Origin of the sequence: Corynebacterium sp. P3-F1 (assembly GCF_030503635.1) — a bacterium.
Classification (GTDB): Bacteria; Actinomycetota; Actinomycetes; order Mycobacteriales; family Mycobacteriaceae; genus Corynebacterium.
The window spans coordinates 979,090-1,000,997 of sequence record NZ_CP129965.1; the positions used below are offsets into that span (position 1 = coordinate 979,090).

Here is a 21,908-nt window from a genome sequence, read left to right on the forward strand (position 1 = left end):
CGGGGCGTCGGTGTTTCTCCCCCTTACTCAGGCTGATCCACAACCTCCTGCAACTGCCACCCCACTACTGCAAAGCTCACTTCGGCATCAGAACTGCCAGTGTCCCCGATACGAGCAATAGTGAGCAACCGCCCAGGCATGGGAACATTGCCCCAGATCTCGGTGGTTTGGGGGAGAGCACCCACGTAGGGTTTGTGCAGATCAGTGACCTGGTACTTCAGCCACCGGCCACCGGATTCACGGGTCTCCAGATACATGGAGTCGCCCGGTGACAATGACTGATCTCCACCGAGCAGCCGAAAGGCCCCCGTGTCGGCAGCGTCGCCGGCCAGAACCACGATGTCGCTGGAGGAGGTGCCAGGAAGCACGTAGGGCCGGTTGTCGACGGTGAACGCGCAGGCACGATCGGCGCTGGAAGACACGATGGCGCCCTCGATAAGTCGGCAGTCCTTGTCCTCGAATTCCGCGGTCATGTCCAGTCCCGGGATCTGCATCTCCACGGGGCGCGACGGTGGGATCTCCTCCCCCACGTCGAGAGGTTGCTGGGTCGCGAGGTTGGCTTGTTCCTTCCACGCCTTCATTTCGCGGTCGTGCTCGCTGGGCACGCAGGCGCGGATGAACAGGAGGACGAGCAGGATCAGCAGCAGGACGGCGACCCGGCGACGTCTCCTGTACACGTGCGGGGGTTGGGGTGCGAAGCGCCGCGGGGGCGCGGCGGGGTGGACACGGGCCGGCGGGGTTCTCCGCGGAGGGTATCCACGCACGTCATCGCCAGCCATAGCAACGACAATAGTTCATCTACACTGGCGCCATGCAGTCAGTACAAGTCACCGAAGTGCCAGAAAACGCCCAGCTTATCGACGTCCGCGAACCCGACGAGTTCTCCGATGTCCACGCCGAAGGCGCCGTGAATCTCCCTCTGTCCAATTTCGTCGCACTGGCGGGCCAGATCGATCTGGAGCAGCCGGTTTATGTTATTTGCAAGTCCGGCGGCCGGTCCGTAGAGGCGTCGCAGTACATCGAGGAAGTCCTCGGCACGGAGGCGATCAATGTGCTCGGCGGGACCCAGGCGTGGGTCAGCGCGGGGCTGCCCACGGCGCAGTAACCACAGGTAAGCACCAAAAGACACGGGCATGAGCCGGGTCCGCGAGAGGTTGGATCCGGCAGCGGGACGCTAGCTATTCAGCTGCGCCTCTTCGGCCGGTACAACGCCCCGCAGCTGCCAGCCGACCACGGCATCTATCACAACCGCTTTTCATACTGGAAAATGGCCCTTCGACGACCTGGTTAACCGCGCCTAGAACCATCCAGCAAACCGTGATACTCCACCAACCATGGGCGTGACCAACGGATGCTAGATTGGGTTCATGGCTGAAACTCTCGCGCACCCGCTTTTACTGGTCCAGTCCCCTTCTTTCCAGATCGAGCGCATTCGCCGCGCGACACGGGAAGAAGTGGAGAAGGCCTTGGCGGAGTTCAGCACCACCATGCGCGAGTTCTGGGTGCTCACGTGCACGCTTGAGCATGCCGCGAGCCAGACTCAGCTCTCGGAGCTTCTCGCGGTCGATGCTTCCGACATGGTTCGCCTGATCGATTCGCTGGAGACGCACGGTTGGGTCGCCCGTGAACGTGATGCGAAGGATCGCCGGCGCCAGATTGTCGTGCCCACAAAGAAGGGCGCGAAGATGCACACACGGCTCGCTCAAGTGGTGGCCGACGCGGAGAACCGCGCCCTCGACGCCACGACGACGAAGCAGCTCAAACAGTTGCGCAAGCTGTCCAAGGCCATCATGGCTCCGTCCGCGCCCCAGCCCTAAACGCTTTCAGGTACGCGAAAAGGGCCCGCCTTAAGCATTGCGCTTATCGACGGGCCCTTGCTCATCGCATCCCCACCCACCCATATCCTTCTGCAGGTTCTCCTTCCCATTTCCGGTGTCAACGAACCAGCAGATATATGCATGCGCGCCCTTGCTTGTCGTATCGGGCGCGGAATTAGGTCCAATTATTCACTGAAATAAGTACTTTTGATCGACGCTATCGTCGCCGGATTGCCCGCTGCACAGACTTTCGCAACTTCGACTGCATCGTCGTACATGCCACGGAGTGCAGCGAAACCAGAGTCGACAGCCACTGCAGCATTGAGCGGCATGCCCGTCATGAGCATCGTCCGGGCCCGAGCACCACCCACGAGACCAGCAAGTTCGGCCGCCAGGCCAGGCGGAACGGGAACGCCCATCTTCGCCACTGGAATGGCGAACCGCGCAGACGGCGCCACCACGCGGATATCGCACGCCCCCGCCAACATCGCGCCGGCACCGATCGCAGGGCCATTCACGTACGCCACCACGGCTTTCTCAGCGCCGCGGATCATGTCCACCACGCGCTTGAGCGACGGGTAGATCCCGGCGGGATCACCGGCCGATAGATCAGCACCAGCAGAAAAGGCGGAGCCGGCTCCGGTAAGGAGGACAGAGGAGGCGTCGATAAGCGCGCGCTCCAGCTCCCCCTCGAGCGCAACGAGCAATTCTTCGCTCAGCGCGTTACGTTTTTCATCGCGGCTGAGAGTCAGCGCGACGATGCCGTCGGCGGGGCGGGTGACGTTGATCAGCACAGTGTTGACACTAGGCCCCCCGGATAGGGCGCACAACGGTAACGCGAGATTTCGCGCGGAGGGGCCGGGACGAAAACGTTGGCACCAAAGAAGAACGCCTAGGAGCAAGCAACTGCTCCTAGGCGCATTCTCAGGCTGCGGCGACTAGTCCCCGATCTGGTCGCGGCCGCGCTTGACAATCAGCGGGTCCGGCTCCCCCACCACGTCGTGGTCCTTGTTCGTGTACTCGAACTTGGACAAGATGTAACGCATCGCGTTGATGCGGGCACGCTTCTTGTCGTTAGACTTGATGGTCACCCACGGGGATTCGTCTGTGTCCGTGTAGCGGAACTGCTCCTCCTTCGCGCGGGTGTAGTCGTCCCACTTGTCCAGGGAGGCGAGGTCCATCGGCGACAGCTTCCACTGGCGCACCGGGTCCACCTGGCGGATGGCAAAGCGGGTGCGCTGCTCCTTGCGCGTCACGGAGAACCAGAACTTGGTCAAAGAAATGCCCGAGCCGAGAATCATGTTCTCCAGCATGGGCACCTCACGCAGGAACTCCGCGTGCTGCGACTCGGTGCAGAAGCCCATCACACGCTCCACACCAGAGCGGTTGTACCAGGAACGGTCAAAGAAAACGATCTCGCCACCAGCCGGGAAGTGCTCGATATAGCGCTGGAAATACCAGCTCGTGGACTCACGCGGGCTCGGCTTTTCCAGCGCCACCGTCCGCGCACCGCGCGGGTTCAAGTGCTCGTTGAAACGCTTGATGGTACCGCCCTTACCTGCGGCATCGCGGCCCTCAAAGATAATGATGTGACGCTGACCCGTGTCCTTCGTCCAGTTCTGCCACTTCAGCAGCTCAATCTGCAGCGCACGCTTCACCTTCTCGTACTCGTCGCGCGTCATGCGCTCGTCATACGGGTAGTTCTCACGCCACGTCTGGATCGGAGTGCCGTCCGGCATCAGCAGCGTCGGGTCGTCCTCGTCCGTGTCATCGACGTAGTAGCCTTCGGTTTCCGTCAGATCGATCAAGGGCATGTCATCGTCATTTGCCATGCCCGCTAGTTTAGCGGGGGTCGCGCCCCACCGCTTGGCCTAACGCAGCCACTTCATCGAGGTTTCGGCGCTCCTCCATGCCCAGCATCAGACCGAGCCGCGGAATGGAGAAATCCCGCCTCCGGCCCCTCAGGTAGTGAAGCCGGATGAGTTTCAAAATTCAGTGACAGCCCGGCCGACTTAAGCCCCCCTCTCTTGCCTCCCGTATGGGGTAGACCAGCCACGCGGTTGCGGCTTACGGCCCCATCGGCCCCACGCACAAACGCGAAGCAGCCCCTCCAGTTCGAAAGGAACTGGAGGGGCAAGGATTCGTCGATAAGCGAATGCTTACATCATGCCGCCCATGGCCTCCGGGTCCATAGCGGGAGTTGCCGGCTCCGGCTTCTGGGCGACGACTGCCTCGGTGGTGAGGAACAGAGCCGCGATGGAAGCGGCGTTCTGCAGTGCAGAGCGGGTGACCTTGGCCGGGTCGGCAATGCCCTCGGCGAGCATCTCAACGTACTCGCCGGTGGCGGCGTTGAGGCCCTGGCCGGCCGGGAGGTTAACAACCTTGTCCGCGACAACGCCCGGCTCCAGTCCAGCGTTGAGGGCGATCTGCTTGAGCGGAGCGGACAGGGCCTCGCGGACGATCTTCACGCCCGTGGCCTCATCGCCCTCGAAGCCGAGGTCGTCCTCGAGCTCCTTGGCTGCCTGCAGGAGAGCGACACCACCGCCGGCGACGATGCCCTCCTCGACCGCAGCCTTCGCATTGCGGACAGCATCCTCGATGCGCAGCTTGCGCTCCTTGAGCTCCACCTCGGTAGCCGCGCCGACCTTGAGCACGGCGACACCGCCAGCGAGCTTAGCCAGGCGCTCCTGGAGCTTCTCGCGGTCGTAATCAGAATCGGAGTTCTCGATCTCGGCGCGGATCTGCTTCACACGGCCCTCAATTTGAGCCTGGTCGCCAGCACCCTGGACAATCGTGGTGTCGTCCTTTGTGATCACGGCCTTGCGTGCCTGGCCAAGCAGCGAAAGGTCAGCACCATCGAGCGTCAGGCCGACTTCCTCAGAGATGACCTGGCCGCCAGTCAGGATAGCGATGTCCTGCAGCATTGCTTTACGACGGTCGCCGAAGCCCGGAGCCTTCACAGCCACCGACTTGAACGTGCCGCGGATCTTGTTCACCACGAGAGTGGACAGGGCCTCACCCTCGACATCCTCGGCGATGATCAACAGCGGCTTGCCCGACTGCATAACCTGCTCCAGGACCGGGACAAGCTCCTTGACGTTGGAGATCTTGCCGGAGACCAGCAGGATGTACGGGTCCTCCAGCACAGCCTCGCCACGCTCCATGTCGGTGGCGAAGTACGCGGAGATGTAGCCCTTGTCAAAGCGCATGCCCTCGGTGACCTCGAGGTCGACGCCGAAAGTGTTGGACTCCTCGACCGTAATCACGGACTCCTTGTTCACGGAGCCGTTGCCGACGGCGTACATAGCCTCGGCGATCTTCTTGCCGATCTCCGGGTCAGAAGCCGAGATACCGGCGGTGGAAGCGATCTCCTCCTCGGTCTCGACCTCCTTCGCAGAGTCGAGCAGTACCTGAGACACCTTGTCGGTGGCGGCCTGAATACCGCGCTTGATACCCATCGGGTTAGAACCGGCAGCGACGTTGCGCAGACCCTCGCGCACCAGTGCCTGAGCCAGGACAGTCGCGGTGGTCGTTCCGTCACCAGCGACATCGTCAGTCTTCTTGGCCACTTCCTTGACCAGTTCGGCACCGATCTTCTCGTACGGGTCCTCGAGCTCGATGTCCTTGGCGATGGTCACGCCGTCATTCGTAATCGCCGGCGCGCCCCAGGACTTCTCCAGGACGACGTTGCGGCCCTTGGGGCCGAGTGTGACCTTCACAGCGTCAGCCAGGGTGTTCAGGCCCTGCTCGAGGCTGCGGCGTGCTTCCTCGTCGAATGCGATCATCTTTGCCATGTGAGTTTGTTGCTCCTCTATATAGGGAAAGGCGACGCCACTCTCACGTCTACAAGGTCCAAGCGGGCGCCCGCGACGGCACGGCTGGTGAGCGCAATTCAGCCTCACCCGCTCGAAATTGACTTTTAGCACTCACTTGGCGGGAGTGCTAGAGCCAGTTTTAGCAGTGCGAGGCTACGAGTGCAAGGTCGGAATGAAGAGCTGAGAGCTCACCGCCGCAGCCCTGCAGGGCCGCACCTGGCAACCCGCACAGATTTTCCATTAGCGGTCATCTCCTGGAGCAGGAATTTCCAGACCAACAGCAGCCTCCGCCAAGCAGAGGGGCACAATTGGCTATAAAGGAACAAGAAGCACACGTACCACTAGTGGGAGTTCACTCATGACCCTCAGGTCCAAAACTCAGGTGACCGCCTGCGCGGCAGCCGCCCTTACGGTTGGAATGGTCGGCGCAGTAGCCGCCGCTCCAGCCCACGCGCAGTCATCTCAGTCTTCATCGCAGCTGGCGCAGCGCTTCGTCGACAACGGAGACCCCATGCGGCCTGTTGCCCCGTACGACGGCACGCTCTACCGCAGTGACCTGCCCCATGTTGAACCGTCAGGCGAGCCCGGCACCGTTCTGGCCGAAGTACCCCTGGACCCAAAGGTCGGGCTCCCCAATGCCGCCGAGCAGTACCGCATCGCGTACACGACCACAGACAAACTGGGAAAGCCCGCAGTCGCCACCGCCGCGGTTTTCCTGCCCCGCGGCGAGCGCCCAGACAGCGGCTGGCCAGTTGTCGCCTGGACCCACGGAACAGTCGGACTGGGCGACGAATGCGCCCCGTCCATCAACCCGCGCATTCCACGGGACGTGGAGTACCTGGGCAGGTGGCTCGACCTCGGATACGCGATCGTAGCGCCGGACTACGTCGGCCTCGACACCCCCGGGCTCCACAGCTACCTCAACGGTAAGCAGTCCGCGGTTGAATCCGTCGACTCCGTAGCTGCCCTGCACAATATGAAGGCCACCAAAGACAAGAACGGGCCGGTCCTGGACAAGAAATGGGCGGTCATCGGTCAATCCCAGGGCGGAGGCGTCGCCCTACACGTCGCCCACCGCGCAACCGAGCTCAGCCAGAAACTCGGCCTGGACTACCGCGGTGCGGTGGTGACAGGAGCGCCCGCCTACATCGAAGAGTTCATCACCAAGCTCGGCCCCTCCTTCCCGCCAGTTCCTCTGCCCGCCGGAATGCAGGTGTACGGCCTGTACATCCTGGGCGCGGTGCGCGAAGCCTACCCAGACATCGACTTCGATTCAGCTCTCACCGACGAAGGCCGGCGGATGATCGCCGCGGCGCAGCACGGCTGTTACTACGAAGTCGAAGACGCGGTCCGGAATGTCAATCTCACCCGCGCTTTCAAGAAGCCGCTTAGCGACGTCCCCGGCGCAGACCGCGCCATCCGCGAATTCATGGCGACCCCTGTCTCGGGTTACGACAAACCGGTGTTCATCGCCCACGGACTCAAGGATGTCGACATGCCGGCCCCCATCGGCATGGCCTTGAACTCGGACATGTGGCTGCGCCAATTCATCGGCGCAGAGAAGAACAGCAAGGTGGAGGTTCGTTGGTACCCGACCGACCATGACGGAACGGTCAATGCCTCGACCCAGCACTCCGTTCCGTTCCTGCAGCAAATCATGCGTTAGCACCGCCCCAGATCGGGTACCGGCCCAGTGCGGGCATCGACCCGGGCGGGTACCGCCTGGAACGCGGCGAGGCACGGCGATGATGCCGTGCCTCGTTCATTTCATGCCCTCGTACAGCGCCTCGAGTCCGTACGGGGACTCAGGTCACTTCGACCGGTCGACAGCTGCCATTTTCTCCGCGGCAACCGCATCGGCTGGCGCAATGATAGGCAGGTCCTTCGCAGCCTTGGCAGTGCGGCTGTAGATGAACACGATTGCGGCCGTGAAGAGGACGCCACCGACCAGGCTGGTCCAGGCGTTCTCCTCGAAGATCTCCAGCGGGCTGTCACCCTGGGCGGCGGCAATGATGCCCGCGTTGACCACACCGAAAAGCGACTCACCGACGATGAGGCCGGTAGCACCGAGAGTGCCCATGCGGATCGCGGACTCCGGGTTGCGCTGGTGGGATGCCCAGCGGTTGTAGAAGTGGCCGATGATCGCGCCCAACGGCACCATCACGGTGACGCTGACGGGCAGGTACATGCCCATGCCCACGGCCAGCGGAGGCAGGGAGTACTTCTTGTCCGTGGTGGCAGTGAGAATCTCATCGACGATGATCACCGCAGTGCCGATGGCGGCGCCGAGGAAGATCAGATTCCAGTTGAGGGAATCGTCGAAAATGCCGGTGGCCACCGACGACATCAAGGCGGCCTGCGGCGCGGCCAGCGCATCGGGGCCGGCCCCCTCCATGCCCTGGAAACCGAAGCCGGTCAGCATGAGGTGCAGCACCGGCGGGATGACCACGGAACCGAAGAGCACACCAATGACCAAAGCGACCTGCTGTTTCCAGGGGGTCGCGCCGACGAGCTGACCGGTCTTGAGATCCTGCAGGTTGTCGTTGGAAATGGTCGCGATGCCGAAGACGATCGCCGCAGTGAAAAGTGTGTAGGCCACCAGGGAGGTCGCACTCGCGTCGGTGCCAGCCATGAACGCGGCGATGACCAGAGCGGACGTGATCACGGCGATGATGCCCACCGAAGAGATCGGCGAGTTCGACGCACCGATCAAGCCGGCCATGTAACCGCAGACCGAAGCGATGACCAGACCGACAACCAGAATGAAGATCACGGAGATCGCGGTCAGGCCGAACGCGTGCTCGTGAATATCGGTGCCGCGCTGGAAATCCCACAGCAAGAAGCCGATCGGGAACATGGACAGCAAGATCACACCGACGACGATCGGGAACGGGATGTCCTTCTCCGTGACATCCACCTCCGTGCCGGCCGCGCGCTTGCGCGAGCTGGACAGGGAGGCGCTCACGCCTTTGACCACGGGGCCCGCGATCTTCACCAGGGTCCACAGCGCCGCGACCGCCATGGTGCCCACGCCGATGAAACGGATCTCCGAGGCGAAGGTGGTGGATACGATCTCGGAGAGGTCGGTCACGGAGCCGTCGATAAGCGCGGATGTGCGCCACGGAAGCAACACGAAGAAGGAGATGACCACGCCGACGAGCATTGCGATACCGACCGTCATGCCCACGAGGTGGCCCACGCCGATCAGCGCGAGGGAGAGCGATCCGCCCAGCATGGTCGCGCCCTTGGCGAATTTGAATGTTCCCGCGATCTCGCTGGCCGCGGCCTTCATCGCTGCGAGCAGACCGTAGAGTGCAGAGACGATGCCGCCGATGACGATGATGCGGAGGCCCTTGATATTCTCCTCGTTATGCGGGTCACCGTCGCCGACCCGCAGCACCTCAGCCGCGGCCACGCCCTCGGGGTAGGGCAGGTCCGAGCCCGTGACCAGCGCGCGGCGTAGCGGGACCGAGAACATCACGCCCAAGATTCCGCCGAGGGCGCACACCAACGCAGTCGTCCAGAACGGGAAGCCCTGCCAATAGCCGATCATCACCAGACCCGGCAGCACAAAGATGATCGCGGACAAGGTTCCCGCCGCCGACGCGATCGTCTGCACAATGTTGTTCTCCTTCACATTGTGCCCGGCGAATTTGCGCAGGACAGCCATGGAGATGACCGCCGCAGGGATGGACGTGGCAAACGTCAAGCCCACCTTCAGGCCCAGATAGACGTTCGCCGCGGTGAACACGAGCGTGATCAAGCCGCCGATGATGATTCCGCGCAGCGTGAGCTCGCGCAGTTCCGTCCGATTATCCATGTCGAACCTTTCTAACGGTGTGTTTGCAGGAATATTACTTCCTGCGGGAACTTCACCCCAACCGTGCATACGCCGCTTTTCCAGGCGCTGGTACGTTCGAGGTCATGAGCACTTTCGAACCGAACCGCGAACGGATCTTCAACGACCTTTCCGCACTCGTGTCCTTCAACTCGCCCCACTCGGTGCCGGAACTCGCCGACCAGCACGCGGCCGCCGCCGACTGGGTGGCCAGCGCGCTCGCCGAACGGGGACTCGAGGTGGAGCGCCACGCAACGGTGGACAACGCCGACGCCATCATCGCCCGCAAGCACGTCAGCGACGACGCGCCGACCGTCCTGCTCTACTCCCACTACGACGTCGTCCCGGCCGGCGACCCATCCGCATGGACAGCCGACCCCTTCACCCTCACCGAGCGCGACGGCCGCTGGTACGGACGCGGTGCCGCAGACTGCAAGGGCAACGTCGCAATGCACCTCGAGGCACTACGGCTTATCGACGCTTCCGGCGGCACCGACGCCAACCTCGTCCTCCTCGTCGAAGGCTCCGAGGAGCTCGGCGGCGGTGGCCTGGAAAAGCTGATCGAGGAGAAACCGGAACTCTTCGCGGCCGACATCATCCTCATCGCGGATTCCGGCAACGTGGCCGTGGGCACGCCGACTCTGACCACCGCCCTGCGCGGAGGCGCCCAGCTCAAGGTCACGGTGGAAACCCTCCGCGGCGCCATCCACTCCGGCACCTTCGGCGGCCCCGCCCCGGACCCGGTCGCGGCGCTCATCCGCACTCTCGATTCGCTTCGCGACGACTCCGGCCGCACCACCATCGACGGCCTCGGCGACGCCTTGTCCGCCACATGGCCTGGCGAGCCCTACACCGCCGATGCGTTCCGCAAGGATGCCGGCGTACTCGACGGTGTCTCCCTCATGGGCGACATCGACAACGGAGGCGAGAACGCCTCCGACATGGTCTGGGCCCGCCCAGCCGTCACCGTTATCGGCTTCACATCCACCCCGGTCAGCGAGGCCGTCAACGCCATCATCCCGCGCGCCGAAGCCCAGCTGAACCTCCGTGTCCCCGCCGGCATGGACCCCGCCGCAGCCGCCGATGCCCTGAAGCAGCACCTCATCGACCACACCCCATGGGGCGCCAAGGTCGAGGTAGAGATCTTCGACATCAACCACGGCTTCGCCACCGACCCCTCCCGCCCCGCCATCGCCCTGCTCGGCGAGTGCCTCGAGGAGTCGTACAAGGAGGCCTCCACCTCCGACTCCGCGCCCGCTGCCTCCGAACCCGCCGCCTCCGCGTCCTCCGACCTGGTCACCGTCGGCTCCGGCGGTTCCATCCCGCTGACCGCGACCCTGCAGAAGCACTTCCCGGACGCTGCCATCGCCATGTACGGCGTAGAAGACAACAACGCTGGCATCCACTCCGTCGACGAGTCAGTCCATCCGTTCGAGATCGAGCGTGTCGCCGTCGCCGAGGCAAAGTTCCTGCAGCGCGTGACCTCGCTGTAGCTTCCCGCAGCCTGCCCCGGTGGGCCTGCCTGCCGGGACCGCACCTCCACGCCCGCGCCGCACCCTTCCACGCTGGCGCCGCCCGATCGGCGCCCCAGACGGCCCGTCGACGAACAACAATCCAAATGCAGCTACCACCTTGCAGCTAAAGCCCCTTTTGAGCCGCTTAGCTGCAAGGTGGTAGCTGCATTTGGTGTTTAGGGCGCGCTTGAGACTCGGTCGGCCGCGTTGGGGCGCATCCCAATCCGTTCCACATACCGGGAAAGTGAGAGTTTTTCTTCGAGATTGGTTTTGCCGCACTGAGCAGCACATATGCAGAAACTCGGGGAGATACGGAAAATATGATCTCCGAAATGTGTTGCGCGTCACCTTCGGTGCCGTTAATGTCTCAGTCATGCGTAAGCCGATTCTTCTACGAGCCCTAGTACTCAAGGTGGTACTACAGGCCACCGACCCCAACGCGGAGTAACCGACTCCCCGCGGCGTGGGGCAGTGGTCGTTAACCACCCAGTACAGCGAGTCGGTACAACCCCACACACTCCGCGAAACGTAGAAGGACACCGACGTGTTTTCCACCTCGACTCAGAACACGACCAACACGACCGACACCACCTCCACCCGCTTCACCCACACCGCTGACCAGCCCACCGATGTCGAGCAGATGTCGGCTCCGATTGCCCAGACGCCGATCCAGACCGTCGAGCGCGACCCGTTCCAGATCCGCTTCGACTCACCGCGCCGCTTGCCGCGCGAGCTGCGCGAGGAAGCAATGGGCATGAGCTGGTCTCTGTTCAGCGCCACGTACGCTCCGACCCCGCCGGTCAAGATCTCCGGAATCGAGTCGCGCCGGGATAATTGGTGCTACACTACTTACACCGCGGATATCACCCGCACGTCGAAGACTTTCCCTCCTCAGACCACTCACCACGAGGTCACGGCCTCTGGCCCGGCGCACGCGTTCGCGGCGATGCTGGCTGACGAGGGCCGTTACATCGAGATCCTCGAATTCCACCAGTTCCAGCTGCACGAGGCCACCTTCACCGCCATCAAGGCCGCACACCAGATCAACGAGCGCTGCACCGCATGGGCGGTCGGATTCGGTGCGACGAGCGAAACCTCCATCGCCGCGGCAATGGCGTCGGGCGCACAGCGTATCTACGGCTAAGCGCAGTCCGCAATGATGCGTGGCCTGAGAGGTTGAGACTGCTGGGCCTGAAGGGCTGAGGTTACCGGGGAATGCTGACTCGGAAACCAAATCGCATGCGACTGCACGTAGGTCGAACTAAATAGGTAGACTGCAAACGTTGGCTGCGCCTGCGATGACGCGCCTTTTTAATTTGGTTTTACGTTTTCCCAAGTTGGCAGGGTGTTTTCTCGCCCGCGCGCTGTCGGCCCATGCTCGTTCCGGTCGGATCACACTCGGATCACGTTCGGTTCGCCGGTGGGCTGGCATATTTTTTGACCCTGCTGTCTACGGGGCTTCACACGGTGGCTTTCCACACTGTTGGAAAACACTGTCGTAGAGCACTGTCGGACTCGTGGCTGGGATTTGAACTTGGGAGGGCCGTGACACCATGATCACTTTGCTCGTGGCACTGATCGCCGCCACTGCCGCGGCACCTGTTCTGCTCCGCACGATGGGCAGGCCGGCGTTCGGTGTCCTGGCGTTGGTGCCGGGGGCGGGGTTCGCCTGGCTGGTGTACCAGTTCGCGAACGGGACGTTCAAGAACGGGGGCGAGATCCTGGCGGCGTATCCGTGGATGCCGGGGATGCACTTGAATATCGAGTTCCGACTCGATGTCTACGCCGGGCTGTTCAGCCTGATCATCTTGGGTGTCGGGGCGCTGGTGCTGCTGTACTGCTGGGGGTATTTCGATTCCAACCCGCGGCGCCTGAGCGTCTTCGGTGCTGAACTGACCATGTTCGCGATGGCCATGTACGGGCTGGTCATCTCCGACAACTTCCTGATGATGTACATCTTCTGGGAGATCACCTCGGTGCTGTCGTTCCTGCTGGTCTCCTACTACGGGGAAAGGGCGTCGTCGCGGAGAGCGGCAACGCAGGCGCTCCTGGTCACCACGTTCGGCGGGTTGGCCATGCTGGTGGGCATCATCCTCTTCGGCACCGAGACCGGCGTGTGGAAGTTCTCGGAGCTGTCCGGGATGCAGGACCTGGACCAGGTCACGGGCATCACGGCTGCCGTGGTTTTGATCCTGCTCGGCGCGCTGACTAAATCGGCGCAGGCCCCGTTCCACTTCTGGCTCCCCGGGGCGATGGCGGCGCCGACACCGGTGTCGGCGTACCTGCACTCCGCTGCCATGGTGAAGGCAGGGGTGTATTTGGTGGGGAGGTTGGCGCCGGATTTTGCGTCAATAAGCGCGTGGCACGTTGTTGTCCTTCCCGTGGGCGTGTTCACGATGCTGCTGGGCGGCTGGATGGCGCTGAAGCAGCGCGATTTGAAGCTGATCTTGGCGTACGGCACGGTCTCGCAGCTGGGGTTCATGACGGCGGTGGTGGGTATCGGCTCGCGCGAGGCGGCGATGGCCGGGCTGGCGCTGGTGTTCGCGCACTCGCTGTTCAAGGCGGGTCTGTTCATGATCGTCGGCGCGATCGACCACACCTCGGGCACACGCGATATCCGCGAGCTGTCCGGGCTGGGACGCAAGGAGCCGCTGGTGGCAGTGCTGGCCACGGTCGCGGCGGCGTCGATGGCGGGCATCCCGCCGCTGTGGGGCTTCGTGGCCAAGGAAGCCACGCTTGAAGCCACGCTCCACGAGGAGCTGCTGGTGGGCATGCCGCGCCACATGCTGCTTGTCGGCTTCGTGCTCGGCTCCATTCTCACCATGGCGTACTCGCTGTACTTCCTGTGGGGGGCGTTCGCGCGCAAGTCCGACGACGATGTGCGCGTTGAGCTGGATCGCGGCACCTCCCCCGCCGTCCGCGACATGGAGCCCATCGAATTCCTGCAGTGGGCTCCCCCTGCCTTGCTTGTCCTGCTCACGGTCATTTTCGGGCTCATCCCGGCGCCGCTGTCGAACCTGTTCAACCAGTACCTGAACGTGCGCTTCCCTGACGCGGAGCGCCAGGACTTGGCGCTGTGGCACGGCATCACCATCCCGCTCGGTTTGAGCGCGGTCATCATCGCCTGCGGCGCGGTGATGTTCTGGCAGCGCGAGCTGGTCAAGAAGGCGCAGTTCGAGCGGCCTGCCCTGGGCGACGCGAATGTGCTGTGGGACAACATTTTGAAGGTGCTACGGCAGGCGTCGCTACGCCTGACGGCATCGACGCAGCGCGGTTCGTTGACCATCAACCTCGCCGTGATTTTCAGCGTGCTCATGATTGTGCCGCTTGGTGCGCTGATCCTCGGCGAGCGCACGAGCACGCAGATGATCCTGTGGGACAACCCGTGGCAGGGCATGATGGTGCTGGTGATGATCAGCGCCGCGGTGGCCGCGACGGTGATCCGCAACCGCCTGTCCATGGTGATTCTCGTCGGCCTGACCGGCTACGGCTCTGCGCTGATTTTCGCGCTGCACGGTGCCCCGGACCTCGCGCTGACGCAGGTGCTGGTGGAGACCTTAGTCATGGTCGTGTTCATGCTGGTTCTGCGCAAACTGCCCACCGAGGTAGATGCGAATAAGGACACGGATAACCGCCTGCGCGCGTGGCTGTCGGTGGGCACGGGCCTTTCCGTCGTCGTGGTGGCCATGGCGGCGATGTCCGCGCGGATCCACGAGCCGATCTCGGTGCTCATGCCGGACCTCGCCTACGAGATCGGCCACGGCCGCAACACGGTCAACGTGCTTCTCGTGGACCTGCGCGCAGGCGACACGCTGGGCGAGATCTCGGTCTTGGTCATCGCCGCGACCGGTGTGGCCAGCCTGATCTACCGCACCGAATCCTTCACCCGCGAGTCGCGCCGCCCGACCCTGTCCACGCGCCGCCCCCGCTGGCTCGCTGCGGGTGTGGAGGGCGAGAAGGCCCAGAACCGTTCGATCATGGTCGACGTGGTCACCCGCCTCCTCTTTCCGGCGATGGTGCTGCTGTCGGCGTACTTCTTCTTCTCGGGCCACAACGCCCCAGGCGGCGGTTTCGCCGGCGGCCTGGTCATGGGATTGGCGCTCACATTGCGCTACTTGGCGGGCGGCCGCGAAGAGCTTGAGGAGGCCTTGCCCGTCGACCCGTCTAAGCTACTCGGCACCGGCTTGCTGCTCTCCGGCGCGGCCGCTGTCATCCCGATGTTCCTGGGCTATCCGCCGCTAACCAGCAGCTACATCGAGCCGGAGCTTCCGCTCATCGGGACCGTCACGGTTCCTTCGGCCCTGCTTTTCGACGCCGGCGTGTACACCATCGTCGTCGGTCTGGTCATGCACATTCTCACCTCCCTGGGCGCTCAAATCGACCGCGAGGAAGACGAGCGTAAGGAGCGCGCACGCGACCGCGCCCGTGCTCTGCAGCGCAAGAACGAGGAACGCCAGCGCGCCCGGGAGGAGAGGGCGCGGCAGCGCCTTGAACGCGAAGGGCGGCGCTCCGGCGAGCGCCCCTCCGCCCGCATCGCTGAGCGTGCGGGCAAGGCGGGGCAGGCGGTGCGGGAGCGCGTCGATAAGCGTGCCCAAGCTGAACGCGGAATCTCGACAACTCGAACTGGGGAGGTGCAGTAATGGAAGCCAATTTGTTCTTGCTCATCGGCTCCGGTGTTCTCATCGCCGCGGGCGTGTACCTGATGCTGGACCGCGCAATGACGCGGATGCTGCTCGGCGTGATGCTGATCGGCAACGGAGCGAACCTACTGCTGCTCCAATCGGGCGGGCAGGCGGGCGCGCCGCCGATCTTGGACCGCGATTCCGTGGCTACCCAGCAGTCAGCGGACCCTCTGGCGCAGGCGATGATCCTCACCGCAATTGTCATCTCGATGGCGATGGTGTCCTTCATCCTGGCACTGCTGTACAGGCAGTACCGTTACCGCACCGACGATGTCATCGAACACGACGCAGAGGACCAGGCCATCGCCGCGCGTCCGGCCACCCCTTCGGCGGCGCCGGATGCGGATGCGTCCGATGACCCGGAGACCGGCCGGCTGCGCAGTGGCGGCGACGCATTCGGTCCGCGTTCCTTTGAGGAGCCGGTGAAGGAGGTCGACGATGACTAACCCCACGTTCACCGACCCGACGTTCTATGAGGCGTACGTCGACGTCCTGCTGCCTGCGATGCCGTATTTGATCCCCCTGCCGGTGCTGCTGCCGGCGCTGGCCGCCGCTCTGATCCTGCTGGCGGGCAAGCACCGCACACTGCAGCGCAATATCGCGTTCTTCACATTCCTGGCGCTGGCGGTCGTCGCGGCATCAATGATTCTGGTAGCGGATATCTCCGGCATCCAGACCCTCCAATTAGGCGGGTGGGACGCCCCGATCGGCATCACGTTCGTGGCGGACCGCCTCTCCGGTGTGATGCTGTTCGTGTCCGCGATCGTGTTGTTCTGCGTCATGTGGTTCGCAATCAGCCAGGGTATCCGCGACGGGAACGAGAACGACCCAGTGGAAGTCTTCCTGCCCATCTACATGCTGCTGTCTATGGGCGTGAACCTGTCGTTCCTGGCGGGTGACCTGTTCAACCTGTACGTGGGGTTTGAGATCTTCCTCGTCGCCTCCTACATCCTGCTCACCATGGGTGCCTCACCGCAGCGCGTGCGCGCGGGCATCGGTTACGTGATGGTGTCCATGGCGTCCTCGATGATCTTCCTGTTCGCCCTTGCACTGGTCTACGCGTCGGTGGGCACGGTGAATATGGCCCAGGCCGGCATGCGTTTAGAGGAAATCCCCGACGGCACGCGCACCGCGATCTTTGCCACCTTGCTCGTGGCCTTCGGCATCAAGGCGGCGATCTTCCCGCTCGACGCGTGGCTGCCGGACTCCTACCCCACCGCCGCGTCCCTGGTCACCGCAGTGTTCGCCGGCTTGCTCACCAAGGTGGGCGTGTACTCCATCATCCGTGTCCGCGTCACCTTGTTCCCGGACGGCCCGCTGAGCCACCTGCTCATGTGGGTCGCCCTGGCCACCATGGTCGTGGGCGTGATGGGCGCACTGGCGCAAAACGACATCAAGCGTCTGCTCTCCTTCACCCTGGTCAGCCACATCGGCTACATGATCTTCGGCATTGCCCTGGGCACCGCCCACGGCTTGTCCGGCGCGATCTTCTACGCCGTCCACCACATTCTGGTGCAGACTTCCCTGTTCCTCGTGGTCAGCCTCATCGAGCGCCAGATGGGCTCCTCCCAGCTGCGCCGCCTGGGCTCCCTGATGTACACCGCGCCCGTCATCGCGCTGCTGTACTTCATCCCGGCGATCAACCTGGGCGGCATCCCGCCGTTCTCCGGCTTCATCGGCAAAGTCCTTCTCATCCAGGCGGGTGCGGAGGAAGGCTCCTGGCTGTCCTGGGTCCTCATCGTCGGCGCGGTGGTCACCTCGCTGCTCACCCTGTACGCCATGATGATCGTCTGGTCCAAGGCCTTCCTCCGCGACCGCTCCGACGCACCCGAAGGCAACGTCGTCTCCGTCCGCCTGAGCCCGCTCGGCGACGTCTCCGACACCGTTGAGCGCGACGACAGCCACGACGCCGGCCGCGTCCCGGCCGGCATGGTCGCATCCACCGCCACCCTCGTCGCTGCGTCCGTGGCCATCACCTTCCTCGCCGGCCCCATTTCCGCAATCACCGGCCGCGCCGCCGACTCCGCGCTGGACACGGACCTCTACCGCACCGCGGTCCTAGGCACCGACTGGTCGAACCCCTCCCGCACTCTCGACGGGCAGACGCTTGACGACGACTCCGATGCCCTCCCCAACCGCATCCACGACGTCGAGGAACCCAGCGCCGGCGTGACAACGGTCCCGGTCCCCTCCCCCGGCCCCGAAGTCGACGGTGATCCGGTGGATGCGGACGAACCTGCTAACCCCGAGGAGGCGAACCGATGAGCCCCACTCCCCGCCGCACCTTCGGCCGGCACCTCGCTGACCGCTTCCGCCCCTGGTTCACCTTCTGGCTCGCCGTGATGTGGATCCTGCTCATGGGCGAACTCACCTGGGCCAACGTGGCCGGTGGACTCGTCCTCGGGCTGGTCATCACATTCTTGCTCCCGCTGCCGAAGCTGCCCACCGGCGGCGTAGACGTCGACCTGCCCAAACTGTTCGTGTTCCTGGTCAGTTGGGTGGGTGAGCTGCTCGTCGCGGCGGTTCAAGTGTCGTGGCTCGCGGTCCGCCCCGCGGACCCACCAAAGAGTGCCATCTTCAAAGTACCGATGCGCCTCAACTCCGAACTGGCCCTGTACTTTGCCACATGTGCGTACAACCTCCAGCCCGGTGGATGTGTCACCGACATCGATCTGGCAAACCGCACGTGGACCATCCACGTTCTGTCCGCGGGGACGCAGCAGGATGTGGAGAAGGCGCTGGCGGACGTCGATAGGCTTGAGCGCTCGATGATCGCTATTTTTGAAAAGAGGAAGGCCCCCAAACATGGATGACGCGATCTATAACTCTGTGCTCGCGGTAGCGGCTGTGCTGCTCGTCACCGGGTTTTTCATCACGACCTGGCGGTTGGTCATCGGGCCGAACTCCCTCGACCGCGTCGTGGCCATGGACGGCATCGTTGCCTCTATCCAATGCGCGCTAGCCACTTACATCTGCTGGACGCTCGACACCACCGTGGTCAACGCAATGGTCGTGGTGGCCATGCTCGGCTTCATCGGCTCCCTGTCCGTCGCGCGCTTCCGCAAGAAGGACGGTAGTCTGTGATGTCTCTGACTTGGGAATACATCTCCGACGTCCTGTCACTAATCTTCATCGTCATCGGCGCGCTACAAGTCTTCTTCGCGTCGGTGGGTATCGCGCGATTCCGCACCACCCTCTCACGCATCCACGCCGTGACAAAGCCGCAGACCGTTGGCCTCATCATGGTGATCCTCGGCGTGATCTTCCGCCTCACCGGCTCCGAGCACTTCGACGTGGGCCAGCGTGGCGACGTGGGCATGCTCTTCCTGCTCGTCCTCTTCGCGCTGATGACCAACCCCGTCACCGCGCAGCGTCTCGGCCGCGTCTCCCGCCGCGAGGGCCTCTACGGAGACGAGGACGAAATGTCCGTCAACGAGCACCCCGGCGACCTGCACCGGAACTCGTAGGTTTACGCGCTGTCTGCGCCCGGGTCTTTCACGGCCGGGTTTTAGGCGCTCGGGTGCCCGGCGCGCAGCTCCGCCACCGCCTGGTCCACCGCACCAACCCAGCTACCCGTCGCCTCGTGCACCGCACGTTGCCGCTGGTATGCCGCGCCGTTGTCCACGATCTTGTTCACTAACTCCAGCTCTTCAACACAGCCGAGACGCTTAGCGACGGGCCGCAGCTCCCCCACCATGTCTCTCAGCTCATCCGTAACCAGGCGCTCATCTGTCTCCCGGCTGGTGATCACCTCGGCCTCGAGACCGTACCTGGCGCCGCGCCACTTATTCTCCGCCACGTGCCACGGCTGAAGGGTGGGGAGTTCCTCACCACGGTCGATCATTTCGTCGTAATGCACGACGAGGCAGTGTGTCAGCGCGACGACGGCCGCGAGCTCCTCCAGGTTCGTGGCTGCGTCTGAAATGCGCACCTCGACGGTGCCCCATTTGGCGGCGGGGCGGACGTCGAAATGCATACTGCCCGTGTGCGACGTCACGCCGGACGTTGTCTGGTCCCGCATGAACTGCACCCACTCTTGCCAGCTACCGAATTGGTACGGCATGCCTGCGGTAGGAAGCTGCTGGTAGAGCATCGTGCGATTCGACGCATAACCGGTGTCCAAACCCTCCCATGCCGGGCTGGACGCCGAAATAGCCAGCAGGTGCGGGTACTTCGTCATCACCGCGTTGATGATCGGCCACACCCGGTCCTCGTGCCGGATGCCCACGTGCACATGCGTGCCCCACAGAAGCATCTGCTGCCCCCAGTACTGAGTGCGGTTGATGATCTCCGTGTACGTCGGCTTATCCCCCACCGGCTGCGTGCGGAAGTCCGCAAACGGGTGGCCCCCGCCCGCCCACAGCTGCAGACCCTTCTCATCGGCAACCTGCTGGATCTTGTCTTTCGTCTCCCCCAGGTACGCCATCGCCTCACCCGTCGTGCGGCACACCGGCGTGACCAGCTCAATGGTGTTCTTCAGGAACTCTTTCTCCAGATGCGTCTCCGGCCACCGCTGCTCCACCGCCTCGATGACGTCTGCCGCGCACGGCACCAAATCCCGCGTCTCCGGGTCAACAAGAGCGATCTCCCACTCCACGCCCAGGCTAGGGCCCTCCGAACGGGCGAAGTCCCTGAACGGGTCCATCACTGCCTGGTTTGCTGGCTGAGTCATTACTTCTGAATACGGCATGGACCGCCCCCGCGCAAATCAGTGCGGGGACGGTCCATGGTTTAGTTTCAGCGCCTGTTGCCTCGTACGTGTCGGCCGGTGTGCCTTAAATATTCACCGGACGGTTCTCCGCCAGCACCAGTGTCAGGGAGCCCGGCTTGCGAGCCGCAGCCGGAATGCGGTCGTCCGCCGGCACAGCGACGCCTCCGACCTTGTCCGCCAGCTCACGTGCGTATCGCTCCGCATCCGGCGTCGCTGGGTCATAAAGCACAGTGTTCTGCTCGAAGGTCACAGCCTCGCCTGGGATGTTTCCCACCTCACCGACTTTCGTACCCTTCGCCCCCACCTGGCCAGCAACCTGGTCGGCGAAGCCGTTGATCGCCGAGTTGTTGTAGACGTTGACCGTCTGGTTCTCGGGTGTCATCGGCCTATTCGCCCCCGCCGGGGCCGCGCCGCTCTGACCGTTCGGGTTCTGGCCGCTAGCTTGCTGACCCTGCGCGTTGGGGTCGTTCGGGTTCTGGCCGCTAGCTTGCTGCCCCTGCGCGTTGGGGTCGTTCGGGTTCTGGCCGACCTGGCCTTGCCCGTTCTGCCCCTGGCCGTTCGGGGTATTCGCGTCTTGCGCGGACTGGTTCGCCGGGTCGTTGGCCGCCTGATTATCTGAGCTGCCCTTGGTCATGGCGTATACGCCCCACAGAGCAAGAAGAAGTGCAACAGCGATGAGGATCATGGCCAGTCCCCGCTTGGGCACGCCGCCTGCAGCAGCCGCAGAGCTGGAGCCGCCGGCAGTTGCACTGGTCCTTGTAGATGCTGCCCCGGTTTCTTTGGCTGTTGCCGCTGCTGGGGCAACTACCGCAGCGCGGTCGTCGTAGCCCTCGTAGTCGCGGTAATCGCCTTCGCCGCCGCCATAGGCCTCATTGTTTTCGTAGTGTTCGTAGTTTTCGTAGGCTCCGGGATCGGATCCGTACCCCTCGGCGTAGTAGGCGTCCGAGGTGCCGGCGGGAGCGTCGAAATCGCGGTACTTGGTCTCAGCCGGATCCGCGTCAACCACCTCGACATAGTCGTCGTCGGCGAGTCCAGCCACCTCATTCTCACGGCGGTGGTGCTTGCCGAGGGGTGCTGTCTCCTCCTGCACAAAGTCGCCCTCACTGCGGGAGTCGTAGTATTCGTCGAGAGCCTCATCGAAAGTGCCGTCGCCGGCGGTTTCGTAGCGTTCCGCCGCTGGGTCCTGTGCAAGGTTATCCGCCAAGTCGTCGCGGTCCTGCAGTAGGTCGTCGCTCTTGTCGCGGCTGAAGAACTTGCGGGAGCCGCCGAGACGGCCTTTACGCGGGTCACGGTTACCAGGATTCACATTAGTCACAGCCGTCACCCTAATGTGCCCGAGTGGCGATTCTTCGCACGACGCGCCGGGAATCCCGAGCCTGCGGCAACTATGCGCTGCATAGCTGCTGGGTTTTCACGCGGCCACACGACAGTTTGACTGTAACTATGCGCTGCATAGTTGCTGCGATTTCCGGGCACCCCGCGCGGCTAAAGGCATTAAGTAAAGGCATTAAGGCAGTGGCGGCGAACAGTC

At 63.7% G+C, this 21,908-nt stretch carries 18 protein-coding genes; 11 read left to right on the forward strand and 7 right to left on the reverse strand.

The features are described from left to right. Positions 1-23: 23 nt before the first annotated feature. Entirely contained in the window at positions 24-779 is a 756-nt protein-coding gene (locus QYQ98_RS04665) for a hypothetical protein (protein ID WP_302007588.1), read from the reverse strand. Between the two features lie 32 nt (positions 780-811). On the opposite strand from QYQ98_RS04665, the gene QYQ98_RS04670 reads away from it, so the two are divergent. After that, positions 812-1,105: a rhodanese-like domain-containing protein gene (locus QYQ98_RS04670; protein ID WP_302007589.1), complete on the forward strand. Its 294-nt coding sequence runs from the start codon at positions 812-814 to the stop codon at positions 1,103-1,105. 262 nt (positions 1,106-1,367) lie between these two features. After that, on the forward strand, positions 1,368-1,817 hold the full coding sequence (locus tag QYQ98_RS04675; RefSeq protein ID WP_302007590.1) for a MarR family winged helix-turn-helix transcriptional regulator: 450 nt from the start codon (positions 1,368-1,370) through the stop codon (positions 1,815-1,817). 185 nt (positions 1,818-2,002) lie between these two features. On the opposite strand, the gene QYQ98_RS04680 is transcribed toward QYQ98_RS04675, so the two are convergent. The 3 genes from QYQ98_RS04680 to groL form a co-directional block, all read right to left on the reverse strand. Continuing rightward, positions 2,003-2,611 (reverse strand): enoyl-CoA hydratase-related protein, encoded by a 609-nt coding sequence (locus QYQ98_RS04680; protein WP_302007592.1) that lies wholly within the window; start codon positions 2,609-2,611, stop codon positions 2,003-2,005. A gap of 144 nt (positions 2,612-2,755) precedes the next feature. Continuing rightward, the gene (ppk2, locus tag QYQ98_RS04685; protein ID WP_302007593.1) at positions 2,756-3,649 is read right to left on the reverse strand and encodes a polyphosphate kinase 2; all 894 of its coding nucleotides are present in this window, start codon (positions 3,647-3,649) and stop codon (positions 2,756-2,758) included. 327 nt (positions 3,650-3,976) lie between these two features. After that, positions 3,977-5,611, reverse strand: coding sequence for a chaperonin GroEL (gene groL / locus QYQ98_RS04690; protein WP_302007594.1), 1,635 nt, complete (start codon positions 5,609-5,611; stop codon positions 3,977-3,979). 379 nt (positions 5,612-5,990) lie between these two features. On the opposite strand from groL, the gene QYQ98_RS04695 reads away from it, so the two are divergent. Next, positions 5,991-7,298 carry a lipase family protein gene (locus QYQ98_RS04695; protein WP_302007595.1) on the forward strand — a complete coding sequence of 436 codons (1,308 nt, stop codon included), beginning with the start codon at positions 5,991-5,993 and terminating at the stop codon, positions 7,296-7,298. A 144-nt stretch (positions 7,299-7,442) separates the two neighbouring features. Here the strand turns inward: QYQ98_RS04695 and QYQ98_RS04700 are convergent, their stop codons facing one another. Then, positions 7,443-9,452, reverse strand: a complete 2,010-nt coding sequence (locus QYQ98_RS04700) for an OPT family oligopeptide transporter (protein WP_302007596.1) — start codon at positions 9,450-9,452, stop codon at positions 7,443-7,445. A gap of 104 nt (positions 9,453-9,556) precedes the next feature. Here QYQ98_RS04700 and QYQ98_RS04705 point away from each other — a divergent pair, with 104 nt between their 5' ends. The 8 genes from QYQ98_RS04705 to mnhG all read left to right on the forward strand — a co-directional run bounded on the left by QYQ98_RS04705 (position 9,557) and on the right by mnhG (position 19,133). Further along, complete coding sequence (locus tag QYQ98_RS04705) at positions 9,557-10,963, forward strand: M20/M25/M40 family metallo-hydrolase (protein ID WP_302007597.1); 1,407 nt, start codon at positions 9,557-9,559, stop codon at positions 10,961-10,963. 565 nt (positions 10,964-11,528) lie between these two features. After that, entirely contained in the window at positions 11,529-12,128 is a 600-nt protein-coding gene (locus tag QYQ98_RS04710; RefSeq protein ID WP_302007598.1) for an acetyl-CoA acetyltransferase, read from the forward strand. A gap of 409 nt (positions 12,129-12,537) precedes the next feature. Continuing rightward, positions 12,538-15,624 carry a Na+/H+ antiporter subunit A gene (locus tag QYQ98_RS04715; RefSeq protein WP_302007600.1) on the forward strand — a complete coding sequence of 1,029 codons (3,087 nt, stop codon included), beginning with the start codon at positions 12,538-12,540 and terminating at the stop codon, positions 15,622-15,624. Beyond that, positions 15,624-16,112, forward strand: coding sequence for a Na(+)/H(+) antiporter subunit C (locus QYQ98_RS04720; RefSeq protein ID WP_302007601.1), 489 nt, complete (start codon positions 15,624-15,626; stop codon positions 16,110-16,112). Before QYQ98_RS04715 ends, QYQ98_RS04720 begins: the two co-directional genes overlap by 1 nt. Next, positions 16,105-17,931, forward strand: coding sequence for a Na+/H+ antiporter subunit D (locus QYQ98_RS04725; RefSeq protein WP_302007602.1), 1,827 nt, complete (start codon positions 16,105-16,107; stop codon positions 17,929-17,931). The genes QYQ98_RS04720 and QYQ98_RS04725 overlap by 8 nt, the downstream gene beginning before the upstream one ends. After that, positions 17,928-18,479, forward strand: a complete 552-nt coding sequence (locus QYQ98_RS04730; protein WP_302007603.1) for a Na+/H+ antiporter subunit E — start codon at positions 17,928-17,930, stop codon at positions 18,477-18,479. The genes QYQ98_RS04725 and QYQ98_RS04730 overlap by 4 nt, the downstream gene beginning before the upstream one ends. Continuing rightward, on the forward strand, positions 18,472-18,750 hold the full coding sequence (locus QYQ98_RS04735) for a monovalent cation/H+ antiporter complex subunit F (protein ID WP_302007604.1): 279 nt from the start codon (positions 18,472-18,474) through the stop codon (positions 18,748-18,750). Before QYQ98_RS04730 ends, QYQ98_RS04735 begins: the two co-directional genes overlap by 8 nt. Before the next feature lie 5 nt (positions 18,751-18,755). After that, on the forward strand, positions 18,756-19,133 hold the full coding sequence (gene mnhG, locus QYQ98_RS04740) for a monovalent cation/H(+) antiporter subunit G (RefSeq protein WP_302007676.1): 378 nt from the start codon (positions 18,756-18,758) through the stop codon (positions 19,131-19,133). Positions 19,134-19,174: 41 nt separating this feature from the next. Here the strand turns inward: mnhG and QYQ98_RS04745 are convergent, their stop codons facing one another. Both QYQ98_RS04745 and QYQ98_RS04750 read right to left on the reverse strand, forming a co-directional pair. After that, positions 19,175-20,311: a glutamate--cysteine ligase gene (locus tag QYQ98_RS04745; protein WP_302007677.1), complete on the reverse strand. Its 1,137-nt coding sequence runs from the start codon at positions 20,309-20,311 to the stop codon at positions 19,175-19,177. 130 nt (positions 20,312-20,441) lie between these two features. Further along, positions 20,442-21,692 (reverse strand): LytR C-terminal domain-containing protein, encoded by a 1,251-nt coding sequence (locus tag QYQ98_RS04750; protein WP_302007605.1) that lies wholly within the window; start codon positions 21,690-21,692, stop codon positions 20,442-20,444. Positions 21,693-21,908: the final 216 nt, after the last annotated feature.